Here is a 12,459-nt window from a genome sequence, read left to right on the forward strand (position 1 = left end):
GGAATTAAAGGAAAAATACTTCTAATTTTGTTCATAAGATTATGAAAAAAATAACAATTTTATATTTGTTGTTGAATTGCACACTTATTTTTGCTGAAAATTGTAATTGCAATGTTTCGGAATTATTGCTTTATCCTGAGAACACAACAGACACGGTTCAGACAAGCATTCGTCAAGACTATGAAAGATGGGAGCAAAGTCAATTCACAATTGCTGGCGCGGTACGGCATACAATAACGGGAGAATTGCCGTATAGGACGACGCATATTAAACCATTGAACTTTGGAATATTTGTTGGAGTTTTGTCAGCATTTTTATATTGGCAACATCAATTTCAGATGGAAACAATCTGGAAGGAGCAAACTGATTTCAAAATACAGGAAGACGGCAAGTATGCAATGTATGCTGATAAAGCCGGGCATATTTACGGTTGCTATCTTACTTCATACCTAATGACAGAAGGATTTATGCAAAGTGGATTAAGTTGGGAAAGTGCAACTATCGCAGGAACTGCTTTCGGATTATCGTATTCTACTTACATTGAAATTCTGGATGGATATGGGAAGCAGTGGGGATTTAGTCCGTCAGATCTCTATGCAGATGTAGCGGGTGCAGCATTGCATATCGGACAATTCTATATTCCATATCTTCAAAACTTTACACCAAAATTTATGTATATTCCTGCTGATTGGCACAATGAACGGAAGCGTTATCCACACGAAATGTTTAACGATGATTACAGTTCACATACACTGTGGCTTTCAGTTAATTTACGAAATACTTTACCTAAAAGTATTTCGCAACATATTCCAAAATGGCTGGAATTATCTTTTGGCTATGCAGTGCGGGGTCTTTGCGATACAGTGCAAGCGTCTTTAGGTAAGTGTAAGCCTTGCCGAGGCGATAAATGGGTTGATGGATTTTACTTCGGCAGTCCAAGATATATCATTGCATTAGATTACAATTTAATACACCTTTTACCAGATGGAGGGTATTTCTGGAATTGGCTTAAACAATCTTTGAACTACTTTAAATTACCATCACCTGCTATTGAATTTGGAAGGGTTACCAAATTATATTTAGTATATCCACTCCAAATTAAGATAAAATGATACACTAAAAAATGAATTATTCCTTAATTTTTTTTTAAACCTTTTTCATTTTGAAACGTCTTAGTATTGGTTTTAGTAACTTATTCAGCAGGTTTTTCTTATGAAAAAAGTGTTTTATTTTGCTCTATTTATTATTACAATAACAGGGATAAATATATTTGGACAACAGCCACAACGTGGTGGAACAATTAAAGGTAAAGTTGTTGATGCAGCGACAAATGCACCGCTTGCACGTGCTAATGTATCGGTAATCACTTTACCCGACTCATCGGTCGCAACAGGAGCAGTCGCAGACGCATCAGGAAAATTTGAAATCAACAATATTCGATTAGGAGCATACATTGTTCGCATAAATTATGTTGGATACGAGACATTCAATTCAGAACCTATAGCGATAACACGGGAAATAAGAACAGTTGATTTAAACACAGTTGGACTTTTGCAGAGTTCAACACGCACAAACGCAGTCGAGGTTACTGCTGAGCGCCAGATGGTAGAGTATTCGCAGGGGAAAAGAATTTTTAATGTCGATAAAAACATTGCTGCAACAGGAGGAACTGCGCTTGACATAATAAAGAACATACCATCTGTAAGCGTTGATATTGATGGGAATGTTAGCCTTCGCGGAAGTTCTAATTTTCGGCTCCAAATAAACGGCAAGCCCACAAGCATCAACCCAACAATATTTTTTGAGCAGACGCCTGCATCATCGATAGAAAGCATCGAGATTATTACCAATCCATCTGCTCGATACGATGCTGAAGGAATGACTGGAATAATTAATGTAATTCTGAATCAAAAGAGAGATGACGGATTGAATGGTTTATTCAGCGTAAATTTAGGGACACGCGATAAGTATTCTTTTTCTATTAATTCAACATATCAATATGGCGATTGGAACTTTTTCTTAAATTATGATTACGGTTCACGTCGTATGCAAGGAAACGGTAGTTCATATAGAATAACTCGTTTAAAAGATACAACAGAGTTATTTCAGGATTTCAAGAATCGGAGAAGTTTTCTAAATCAAGGAATTAGAACTGGTTTTGAATATAATATTTCGAAATTCGACCAACTTTCGATGTCTGCTTCCTATCGGGCATCAGAAGGAACAAGAAAAAGAAATATTGAATATGAAAATTATCTGAATTTCGCAACAGATCCCAATAGTTTATACAATAGATTATCGAAGGAAGATGACGATAGCCCTTACTGGGATTATTCGCTAAATTACAAGCACAATTTCGGCGAACGCGGACACGATTTAACATTTGATGCATACTTTTCTGAATTCGACAGTAAAAATGATGGTGGTTACACACAAATCTGGCAAACACCCATTAGTCCGATTTTAGAAGAAGCATCAAAATCGAATGATATTAATCGCAATATTAATATTCAATCTGATTACTCATATCCGTTTGGTAATTATAAACTTGAAGCTGGTGCAAAAGTATCATTTCAGAAGCTTGATAATGATTATAAGTTTTTCGAGTATTCGGCATTAGATACAAACAAAACAAATCACTTTATTTATAATGAAAGAATTTCGGCTGCTTATGCGATTATTAGTGGGAAATTCGATGATTTTTCTGTTCAATTTGGGTTGCGTGCTGAACACAGCAAAATAGACACCAAACTTAAAACAACAGGAGAGAAAAACAAGCAGGACTATGCAAATTTCTTTCCATCAGCAAATTTTAGTTATAAATTATCAAAAACAGACGAATTTCAAATTAATTATTCGCGTAGAATAAATCGTCCTCGCTCGAATTTCCTTAATCCATTTGTAGATTATTCTGACCCATATAACCTTCGTGGTGGCAATCCGAATTTGAAACCAGAATTTATAAATGCATACGAACTTGCATATATTAAAAATTTCAAGATTTTATCTATCACGCCAACTCTATTTTATCGTCAGACGGACGATAAAATTTCCTTTGTTGCTGATGTTGTTTCTGATGGCAAGATTAAGACAACCTTTGAAAATGTAGCGAAGGGAACAAATTACGGCTTGGAATTGAACATAACATTCGATTATTTTAAATTTATGCGACTATCGGGTGACTTTTCATATTACCGTTCGGAAATAAAGGGCAAAGATAAATCTCTTGAAATGGATAATAATGATTATAGCTGGTCAATTAGAAGTACGGCAAGCATATTTTTATCTCGAGAGCTCTCTATGCAATTAACAGGCTTTTACACTGGACCAACAGTTACAGCACAGGGACAGCGATACTCATCCAGTTCGCTCGATTTGGGTGCACGCTACGAAATGTTCGATCGCAAACTTGCCCTAACTTTCCGCATTTCAGATATTTTAAACGAAATGAAATTTGGTGGATATGCCAAAAATTCGAGTTTTTATAGTCGTTATAATATGAAAAGAGAAACTCGAGTAGCTTATCTTGGATTTCAGTATAAAATAAATGAAGGACCGAAGCAACGCGAACGCCGCCGCCAAACAGACAATACAGGTGGTGGAATGGATTTCGATGAGTTTTAGTTTTTTTGATATTTCGTACAAAATTAAGTGGGTAAATCTAATGCGATTTGCCCATTTTTTTATTACGGATAGTCAAGAATAAAAACAAAAAAGCAGGCATTTTGTTACCTGCTTCCCAGAGCCACTTGACGGACTCGAACCGCCGACCGGCTGATTACAAATCAGCTGCTCTACCAGCTGAGCTAAAGTGGCTTTATTTAGAAAGAACAGCGTCAAATGATGAATACAAAAATAAGAACTTTTCAGATATTGAACAAATTTTTTTTGAAAAAATTCTATATTTTTTACAAAAAATTTATCAAAAATTATCACACAATTGAAATTTGTTAGTAAATCAATATATAATTGAAATAAAATTGCAAAAATATGATAATAGGAAGATTAAAAAATAAATTTTTTTTCAACATAATCGTTACTATAAAAGTTAGTATTATATTAATAAAAAATGAATGTGTAAGGGTGATTAATTATAACGTTTGGAGAAAAGTATGTCGAGAACTTTAAACAAAGTAATGTTAATTGGAAATGTGGGGAGAGATCCCGAACTAAAATTCACACCGAGCGGAATACCTGTTGCAACATTTAGACTGGCAACATCAGAAACCTGGAAGGACCGCAACGGGAATTTGCAAGAGCACACAGATTGGCATACAATTGTCGCCTGGCGTGGGCTTGCCGAAGTGTGCCAAAAATTGCTTCGCAAAGGGACACGCATTTATCTTGAAGGGAAATTGCAGACAAGAACAATTGAAGATAAGAACAACAACACTCGCCGCAACATAGTTGAGGTGATTGCTGAAAATATGATTGTTCTTGACGCACGCAAGCAAAAAGAAAATTCGGATAGTTCAGAAGAAAGGATAATTTCTGATTCTTTATATCCTGACACAAGCTTCGATGCTAATGATTTTTCTGATTTTGATACAGAATTAACCGATACTTTCGATGAATCATACGATTTTGATGAATCTGACAAAAAAAACGATGATAGTCCTTTCTGATAATTGACGAAAAGCGATGAATAAACAAAAAAAAATTGAGATAAAAGTCGGCATTGTATCAGTTCTTGCAATAATAATCTTAATAATTGGACTGTCGCTTGCGAAAGGTATAAGTATTTCACCTGCTAAAAATTTAGTGCATTTCAGGTTTGACAACTCTGGCGGGATAACAGAAGGCTCGCCGGTGGTTGTCAATGGAGTTCGGTGCGGTGTGGTAAAGTCTATTACAAATAGCAACGGCTCGGTTCTGATAACCGCAGATATGGAAACCGTAGAAAATTTGAAGACAGATTGTTATGCAAGGATAACAATTTTAGAAATTACTGGTGGAAAGAAAATTGAAATTTTTCCTGGCTATTCGGATAGACCTTTCGATAAAAGTCAAGAAATTCCAGGAAGAGCAACTGCTGATTTGGCTGATTTAATTGCAACATTGGGAGAAGTGAGTAACGATGCTGCCTCACTTGTTAAAAATCTGGATACACTCACTCAAAATCTCAATTATGTGATGAACAACAAGCATTTGCTTAATAATCTTGAGACAATTGCCCATAATACAAGCGAGATAACCGTTAATTTGAACACTTTTATTAAAGAAAATTACAATGCACTACAAAATATTGTAATTAATCTGAACAATCTTGTTTCTGATTTGAAGAAAACATATTCTCAAAATGAACCGAAACTAAATAAAATAATCGGTCAAATAGAAATTGCGTTAACGAATGCAAATGAATTGCTTTCGAAGATGCAAAACACTATCGGTGAAGCTGATAAAACTCTTGCGAATATTAACGATATAACCGAGGAAGTTCGTTTTGGGAGCGGTCTTGCAAATCGATTAATTTACGACAAGAAACTTGCGGGCGAACTTGATTCAACATTGAAATCAATCAATATCTTACTTAATCAAATTGAGAATCACGGTGTAAATGTAAACGTCAGGTTAGGAACACGCCCATAAACTAATAGGAGAAAAGAAATGTCTGCAAAAACAACAGTTGTAACAGAAGAACTTGATAGATATTTGCATACTCAGTTTACAGCCGAGGATGAAATTATTCAAAAAGTATTGGAAAATGCACAGCGCAAAGGACTACCGAAAATCCATATTAGTGGCAATCAAGCGAGATTTATGCAATTTTTGCTTAAAGCAATGAATGCAAAATATGTGCTTGAAATTGGTAGTCTTGCGGGGTATAGTGCAATTTCAATGGCAAGAGCATTGCCTGAGGATGGGAAGCTTACAGCGGTTGAGCTTAATCCCGAGTATGCAGAAATAATAAAGGAAAATGCAGAAATTGCGGGAGTCTCAAAAAAGATTGAAGTAATTTGCGATGATGGTCGGCATTTTGTTGAAAGCTGTAAATTTAATTATGAATTAGATTTCGTTTTTGTAGATGCGGACAAACCCGGATATCACCTTTATTTGAACAAGCTGACACCGTTTATTAGAAAAGGTGGGATATTTGCGGCAGATAACGCTTTTGCTTTTGGATATGTGCTTGATAGTGCTCCTGAGCGTGATCCAAACGAAGTCAAATCAATAAAAAATTTTAATGAAAAATTCCTTGCTCACGAGAATTATTTTGTAACTCTCGTTCCTATAGGTGATGGTTTGATAATGGGCTTAAAGAAATAATTTTTTTTACTTTCCGAATTGCATAAATTGATTTTTGTAAATTGATTGTATCAGGTCGGCAACGTCAATAATCATAATCACACGTCCGTCGCCTAATATTGTGGAACCAGCCACACCTGTGATACTTCCTAAATATTCACCGAGCGATTTGATTACAATTTCTTGTTGTCCAAGCAGTTCATCAACAACAAGCCCGATTCGTTGCATTCCCAAGCCAACATTAACAACATAGCGATTATCTAATTCTTCGCGTGGATTTGTAACACCCAAAACTTTGTCTAATCTAAGAATTGGGATTACTTCCTGCCGAATACGAATCACTTCCTGATGGCTCACAGTATAGACGCTATCTGTATTTATAGCAACCACTTCAACAACAGAACTAAGAGGAAGTGCATAAGTTTCGTCTTGCACTTTAACAAGCAAGCCTTGAATAATTGCAAGAGTAAGAGGAAGCTTAATAATAAAAGTGGCTCCTTTACCTACTTCGGATTCTATATCTATCATTCCTTTGAGGTTCTGGATATTTGAGCGTACAACGTCCATACCAACGCCACGACCCGAGACAGCAGTAACTTTGGCAGCAGTGCTAAATCCAGGAGCAAAAATTAGCTGAAAAGCTTCGCGAGCAGACATTTGGGAAGCTTGTTCGGGTGTAATAATTCCTTTTTCAATAGCTTTGGCTTTGAGTTTTTCTGGATCCATTCCGCGACCATCGTCGGAAATACGAAGGACAATATTGTTGCCTTCCTGGTCCGCATCTAATGTAATTGTTCCAAATTCAGGTTTGCCGAGACGAATTCGTTCTTCTGGTGGTTCGATCCCGTGGTCGCAAGAATTACGGATCATATGGACGAGTGGATCGTTTAATTCTTCGATAATACCGCGATCAATTTCAGTTTCTTCGCCTTTAACAATTAAATTAATTTTTTTGCCAAATTCTTTACTAAGGTCACGAACGATGCGGGGTGCTTTCTGGTAAAGTTTGCCAATGGGCACCATACGCATACGCATTACAGCAGCTTGGATCTCGGAAGTAACAAAATCGATTTGAGCAGTTGTCTCAATTAAATCGCGAACGTGCTCATTTTTGCCGAATTCTTGTTCGACCATTTCGGTAATTTGAGCTAAGCGGTTTCGCCCAAGTACAAGCTCGCCGGAAAGATCCATTAGAGCTTCAACACGGTTGACATCAATTCTAATAGTATCAGATGCGAGTGCTTTCCCTGGTGATTTTGATGTTTCTTTATTTGCTGATGGTTTAGTTTGCTGCTGCGATACAATGATTGGTTGAGATATTGGCTGCTGATTAGTATTTTCAACAGGAGATTCAACAACAGGAATACCGTAAATATGTTCTATTGGCTTTTGTTGTTCTGGAACAATAGTTATATTGGAATCTGATGGTTCAGCTTCAACTTGTTCTGCAATTGGATCCATTGTGTTGCTATTTATTGTAACACTTGTTTGAGAAATTTCGTCTTTGAATTTGATATTAATTTCCTGAAAAGCGGCATCGATGAGCTTTAATTCTTCATCACTAAAATCACCTGGTTTAGTTGCAATTTCTGGGTTGGAAAGGACGGCTTCGACAAAGCTTGTTCCTTCGGGTAGAATTTGTTGAGTATCCAAAGTGTTTTGAAGCTCAAGGAACTGGGATTGCATTTGTGAATCTTTCAAACGCAGAATTTTAGCAATAGTTTCGGAGTAATCAGCAGATGGTTCGTTGCCTTCTTTAATTTGAGCCACCATCATAGTGATCCAATCCTGAACCTCGAGAAGGACATCAATTATTTCTTGATTAACTTTTATTTCTCCTCGACGAAGTTTATTGAGGATATCTTCTGCGTGGTGAGTAATTTCAGCGATTGGATTGAAGCCCATAAAGGAAGAAGTCCCTTTGATGGTATGGAAACTACGGAAAATTCTATTGATAAGGTCTAAATCATCTGTTCTTGTTTCAATTTCAATTAGATCCTGGCTTAAATTTTCGAGAAGTTCTGATGTTTCAATCAAGTAACCTTCAAATAATTCTTGCATTTCAGGATCATTAAAACTCACCGAAGCCATAATCACTCCAAATTATTTGCCGAATAGAGCATCTATATCGTCTTGCGAAAATTGTTCGAACGAATCTTCATCGCTATTTTCATCAACAACTGGAGTTTTAGTATCACCAGTTGCTTCTGTCGAAGGATTTTGATTAGCAAACATTTTGTCAATTTCGCCCATATCGATTGGCTCGTCTAAATTGCCACTTTCGACTTGTTCGATAACTTCATCAACTTGTTGTTGGCGGAATTCTTTATTAGCCATAGCTTCGACAGCTTCGGGGTCGAAGGCAATTTTGCGGTGAAGCTGAGAAACTTGCATTTTATCATCTGGTGATGGCTCTTTATGCATAAGTTCGCTTATTTCAGATTCATTAAAGTGGTGTAGAATTTTTGTTAACTTAGTTTGAACAGTTTCGAGCAAATTATTAACAGCTGCTATTTGTTGAGCGGTAATATCCTGTACTTGAAGAGAAATCATAATGGAGTTTGAATCGTTAGTAATGCTGGAAATTAATTCTTCGGTTTCATTAGAAATTTTATTAATTTCAACATTAGGAATTTTTTTCATTGTGGTAATAATTGTAGCCAGTGCGGGAAGATGTTGTTTGAGGTCTTCCCCTTTTTCTATTGCCTTATAAAGAGCTTCGAGGAGTGCGATTGGATTTTCTCTTTTCTTTTGAACAATTTCAATAATTCTATTATAATTCTTTTTGATAATTTCAATTTTATATTGAATACCATCTACAATATCCATTACTTCGGTAATTGCCATTTCGGTAGCTTCGGTAACTTTGCTAAGTTGCTTGGAAGCAGATGGCATTTTCTTTAGATTTTCTTGAATTGAAGCATTAATTTCGTCCAGAAGTGGCTGAATTTCGCTGACAAAGATAAAAATTTCTTCGAGAAAAGGGATAACTCTTTGTCCTAATACAAATAGAGCTCTCAACTCATCAGCTTTTTGGAGCAACAGAGTAATATCTTTTTGTTTCATAGCCTCTCCAACTTATGAATTTTGAATAGTTTTAAGAACAGCATCTAATTTTTCCTTTAGCACTTGTGGAGTGAAAGGCTTAACTACATAATTATTAACTCTTGCTTTAAGAGCTTCAATAATATCTTGTTTTAATCCGCGAGTAGTAACCATAAGAATAGGTAAATTTGATAATTGAGCATCAGAGCGTATAGCTTTTGTAAGGTCAAGGCCGCTCATATTAGGCATATTCCAGTCTGTGATAACGAAATCGACTTTGTTCTGGCGTAGCTTTTCGAGGGCTTCCTGTCCGTCGCCAGCTTCAATAACGTCGTTATAACCGAAAGTTTTAAGTGCGTTTATCACAATTCTTCTCATAGTTGGAGAATCATCTACAACTAAAAAAATCATAAAAGAACCTCATAAATTTATTATTCAATAATATTATCGATAAAATAAAACAAAACTTTAATAGAATTATCCAATATATTTTGCAACTTCATATTGAATTCGTTTAGTATTGAAAGGTTTGATTAAATATGAATTAGCGCCCGCAGCAAGGCCGGCGTTAATATCTTCGTCTTTTGCAAGAGAAGACAGAATAATAATAGGTATATCTTTATATTCAGGGTTTTGACGGATAGAGCGAATGAGTTTAAATCCATCGATATTAGGCATATTTAAATCAGTAATAAGCAAATCTATTTTTTCTTTTGGCAGAATTTCGAGAGCTTCCATACCGTCTTGCGCTGAGAGCACGCGATATCCTTTGATTTTAAGGGCAAGCGTTATAAACTTGCGAACTGATGGAGAATCTTCGGCTATTAATATTGTTTTTGCCATCTTCAAACCCGAATTAGTACAAAATTATTCCTTTTGATAAGCCATAGCTTTTGGGAAATGAACCAGTTTAAATGCCTTTGAGATACCGTGCAAGGATTCAGAATAACCAATAAACAAGTATCCACCCTTGTTTAGCGAATTATAAAGATGAGTAACTACCTGCTGTTTGGATGGCATATCAAAATAAATCAACACATTGCAACAGAAGATAACATCGCAATTAGTAACAGTGCGCATTTGCTGAGCATCATAGAGGTTAATATTCATAAATTTAACCATCTGTTTTATTTCATCGCTAAGGACATAGTTTGTACCTTGCTGTTTGAAATATTTTTTTAGCAAATGCGGTGGAACATTTCTGATGGAATATTCTTTATAAACTCCCTGCTGAGCTTGTTCCAGGACCGACTTATTAATATCACTCGCGAGTATCTGGAATTGCACGCGTGGATACATTGGTCTTAGCTTTTCAGCAACTATCATAGCCAAGGTGTAAGCTTCTTCACCGGTTGATGAGGCTGCACTCCAAATACGGAAGACCGGATTGAACAAATTCTGGCGGGTAGAGAGAATTTCGGGAACGATATGGGTTTCAAAGGCTTCGAATTGCTGAGGAGCACGGAAAAAATAAGTCTCGTTGATTGTAATAGCATCGAAAAGCTCATTTAGTTCGTTTCTTCCCATTGGGGAACGCAGCAAGGTTAAATAATCTTCGAATGAAGAAAGTTTGTTGGTAGAAATACGTTTTGCAATTCTTCCTTCGAGCAAATACTTTTTATTATCAGTATAGTATATTCCACACTGATCGTATATAAAATTTCTTAACTCATTAAAAGTATTATCATTTAGTTCCATTTTCACCGGCACTGTTTTTTTTACTTCTTTACTTTCTTCTGTTGGCTTGCCAGCCCCAAACTGAAATAATCGAGCTGCCATTTATTAAACTCATTATTTAATATATTATAACTTAATAAACAATTCATAATAAAAAAATTAAAAAATTCTAACCACTCAGTAAACTTTTCTCAATTCCGGCATTATGCAACAATTCTTCGATAAATTCTTTGTTATTATCATCTGATATTTCGAACAATTTTTTAATTTTGGCGCTTGATTTCTGACTATCAAGCTTAAACAATAACTCAACAACAGTTGAACATTCAATTGATTTACAAACAATCAAATTATCGAAAATCCCATCGATTACAATATATTTGTTGTTTTCGGGAGTTTCGTCCCAGAAATAAGTCAGTAAAGATAGGAAATCTATATCACAACCAATCATTGAGCGATTAATAATTTCATTATAGAAAGCTTTGAAAAATTCTTTAATAAGTTCAGGTGAGTTATATTTTAACAACTTTTCTAAAACAAAGCTTTGAGTATCATTATTGCCTTTGAAAATCTCATTCATTATCGATGGGATATCATCTTTAATAAACACATTTCCTAAGGCAATAAGACCTGCTGCACGTATATCATCATCATCGTCGAAAAGTGCTTTATAGGCAAGGTATCTCAAATTATCGGGCAAAACAAATTCTTCACCTAATCTAAATGATATAGCTGCAACAGTTTTTAGAATAATAATCTGAATTGTTTCGCTAACTTCATCAATTTTTGAGAAAAGTTGGCGAGCTACTTCAATATCATCACAATTAATGGATAAAGCGTCAATAATTTCGGTTTTTAGAAAATCGTCCTTCTCGTCTGTTAGAGCAAAAATCAGGAAATCAATTGCTTTTCTAGAACCAATTTTCCCGAGTGCTTCGATAACGTTAGGCTTTTGGTCTTCTTTGGTGTTATAAATTTTAACTAATTTTTCGATAATGGATTCATCTTGGTAATTGCCAAGAGCTTCAATAGCGGCTTGCACAACATTTTCATCTGGATCATCGAGCAACGGATATATTTTATGAGCAAGATGGCGAGTATTGATAAGTCCTAGCAAATCGCAAGCAAATTTTCTAACGTCAGGATCTGGATTATCCAGATAGCTCGAAAGGAACTCAGCGGAGGCTTCTCCAAGGTGAGCCAGGATATCACCTGCTGTATTACGAAGTTCTACATTTTTGCTCAATATATTTGGTGCAATAATTTCGGAAGCAAGGCGAGCAAAATCTCCTTTCAAATCACACAGGGCTCTAACTGCAACATCACGTACACCACTATCGTCATGAGTAATCAACTCGCAAAGAGATTTCACAACATCTTCGTCGAAATCATTTGTCTGGGCAATAGAAATAATGGTTTCAATAAGTAATGTTGTATCGTCCGCTTCGTTAAGCTCTTTTATTAAGAGTGCTTTATCCATAGAATTACAAA

Annotated in this window: 11 protein-coding genes and 1 tRNA gene; 5 read left to right on the forward strand and 7 right to left on the reverse strand. The window is 35.7% G+C overall.

Annotated features, from left to right (window positions below):
- Positions 1-41: 41 nt before the first annotated feature.
- Both AC6QZF_RS01200 and AC6QZF_RS01205 read left to right on the forward strand, forming a co-directional pair.
- Positions 42-1,112: a DUF2279 domain-containing protein gene (locus tag AC6QZF_RS01200; protein ID WP_499798060.1), complete on the forward strand. Its 1,071-nt coding sequence runs from the start codon at positions 42-44 to the stop codon at positions 1,110-1,112.
- 100 nt (positions 1,113-1,212) lie between these two features.
- Positions 1,213-3,624, forward strand: coding sequence for a TonB-dependent receptor domain-containing protein (locus AC6QZF_RS01205; RefSeq protein WP_499798061.1), 2,412 nt, complete (start codon positions 1,213-1,215; stop codon positions 3,622-3,624).
- A gap of 119 nt (positions 3,625-3,743) precedes the next feature.
- On the opposite strand, the gene AC6QZF_RS01210 is transcribed toward AC6QZF_RS01205, so the two are convergent.
- Positions 3,744-3,816: transfer RNA gene (locus AC6QZF_RS01210), tRNA-Thr, on the reverse strand.
- A 296-nt stretch (positions 3,817-4,112) separates the two neighbouring features.
- On the opposite strand from AC6QZF_RS01210, the gene AC6QZF_RS01215 reads away from it, so the two are divergent.
- Genes AC6QZF_RS01215 through AC6QZF_RS01225 form a run of 3 tightly spaced genes read left to right on the forward strand, consistent with a single transcriptional unit; the run spans position 4,113 to position 6,267 of the window.
- A complete protein-coding gene (locus AC6QZF_RS01215) occupies positions 4,113-4,625 on the forward strand; it encodes a single-stranded DNA-binding protein (protein ID WP_499798062.1) in 513 nt (170 codons plus the stop codon).
- 16 nt (positions 4,626-4,641) lie between these two features.
- Entirely contained in the window at positions 4,642-5,589 is a 948-nt protein-coding gene (locus tag AC6QZF_RS01220; RefSeq protein ID WP_499798063.1) for an MlaD family protein, read from the forward strand.
- Positions 5,590-5,607: 18 nt separating this feature from the next.
- Positions 5,608-6,267 (forward strand): O-methyltransferase, encoded by a 660-nt coding sequence (locus AC6QZF_RS01225; RefSeq protein WP_499798064.1) that lies wholly within the window; start codon positions 5,608-5,610, stop codon positions 6,265-6,267.
- Between the two features lie 6 nt (positions 6,268-6,273).
- On the opposite strand, the gene AC6QZF_RS01230 is transcribed toward AC6QZF_RS01225, so the two are convergent.
- From AC6QZF_RS01230 to AC6QZF_RS01255, 6 genes are all read right to left on the reverse strand, one after another.
- Positions 6,274-8,337, reverse strand: coding sequence for a chemotaxis protein CheA (locus tag AC6QZF_RS01230; RefSeq protein ID WP_499798065.1), 2,064 nt, complete (start codon positions 8,335-8,337; stop codon positions 6,274-6,276).
- 12 nt (positions 8,338-8,349) lie between these two features.
- A complete protein-coding gene (locus AC6QZF_RS01235; protein ID WP_499798066.1) occupies positions 8,350-9,312 on the reverse strand; it encodes a hypothetical protein in 963 nt (320 codons plus the stop codon).
- Positions 9,313-9,324: 12 nt separating this feature from the next.
- On the reverse strand, positions 9,325-9,702 hold the full coding sequence (locus AC6QZF_RS01240; protein WP_499798067.1) for a chemotaxis response regulator CheY: 378 nt from the start codon (positions 9,700-9,702) through the stop codon (positions 9,325-9,327).
- 66 nt (positions 9,703-9,768) lie between these two features.
- A complete protein-coding gene (locus AC6QZF_RS01245; RefSeq protein WP_499798068.1) occupies positions 9,769-10,134 on the reverse strand; it encodes a response regulator in 366 nt (121 codons plus the stop codon).
- A 24-nt stretch (positions 10,135-10,158) separates the two neighbouring features.
- On the reverse strand, positions 10,159-11,070 hold the full coding sequence (locus AC6QZF_RS01250; protein WP_499798069.1) for a CheR family methyltransferase: 912 nt from the start codon (positions 11,068-11,070) through the stop codon (positions 10,159-10,161).
- A gap of 67 nt (positions 11,071-11,137) precedes the next feature.
- On the reverse strand, positions 11,138-12,448 hold the full coding sequence (locus AC6QZF_RS01255) for a HEAT repeat domain-containing protein (protein ID WP_499798070.1): 1,311 nt from the start codon (positions 12,446-12,448) through the stop codon (positions 11,138-11,140).
- Between the last annotated feature and the right edge of the window lie 11 nt (positions 12,449-12,459).

It is taken from the genome of Eximiradius sp., assembly GCA_937127445.1.
Taxonomy (GTDB): Bacteria; Bacteroidota; Ignavibacteria; order Kapaibacteriales; family UBA2268; genus JAKIZO01.

Excerpts from the sequence above, each read along its gene's own strand:
- AC6QZF_RS01250 (WP_499798069.1), bottom strand. The coding sequence starts at position 11,070 with ATGGCAGCTCGATTATTTCAGTTTGGGGCTGGCAAGCCAACAGAAGAA.
- AC6QZF_RS01220 (WP_499798063.1), top strand. The coding sequence starts at position 4,642 with ATGAATAAACAAAAAAAAATTGAGATAAAAGTCGGCATTGTATCAGTT.
- AC6QZF_RS01200 (WP_499798060.1), top strand. The coding sequence starts at position 42 with ATGAAAAAAATAACAATTTTATATTTGTTGTTGAATTGCACACTTATT.
- AC6QZF_RS01225 (WP_499798064.1), top strand. The coding sequence starts at position 5,608 with ATGTCTGCAAAAACAACAGTTGTAACAGAAGAACTTGATAGATATTTG.
- AC6QZF_RS01230 (WP_499798065.1), bottom strand. The coding sequence starts at position 8,337 with ATGGCTTCGGTGAGTTTTAATGATCCTGAAATGCAAGAATTATTTGAA.
- AC6QZF_RS01240 (WP_499798067.1), bottom strand. The coding sequence starts at position 9,702 with ATGATTTTTTTAGTTGTAGATGATTCTCCAACTATGAGAAGAATTGTG.
- AC6QZF_RS01245 (WP_499798068.1), bottom strand. The coding sequence starts at position 10,134 with ATGGCAAAAACAATATTAATAGCCGAAGATTCTCCATCAGTTCGCAAG.
- AC6QZF_RS01205 (WP_499798061.1), top strand. The coding sequence starts at position 1,213 with ATGAAAAAAGTGTTTTATTTTGCTCTATTTATTATTACAATAACAGGG.
- AC6QZF_RS01255 (WP_499798070.1), bottom strand. The coding sequence starts at position 12,448 with ATGGATAAAGCACTCTTAATAAAAGAGCTTAACGAAGCGGACGATACA.
- AC6QZF_RS01215 (WP_499798062.1), top strand. The coding sequence starts at position 4,113 with ATGTCGAGAACTTTAAACAAAGTAATGTTAATTGGAAATGTGGGGAGA.
- AC6QZF_RS01235 (WP_499798066.1), bottom strand. The coding sequence starts at position 9,312 with ATGAAACAAAAAGATATTACTCTGTTGCTCCAAAAAGCTGATGAGTTG.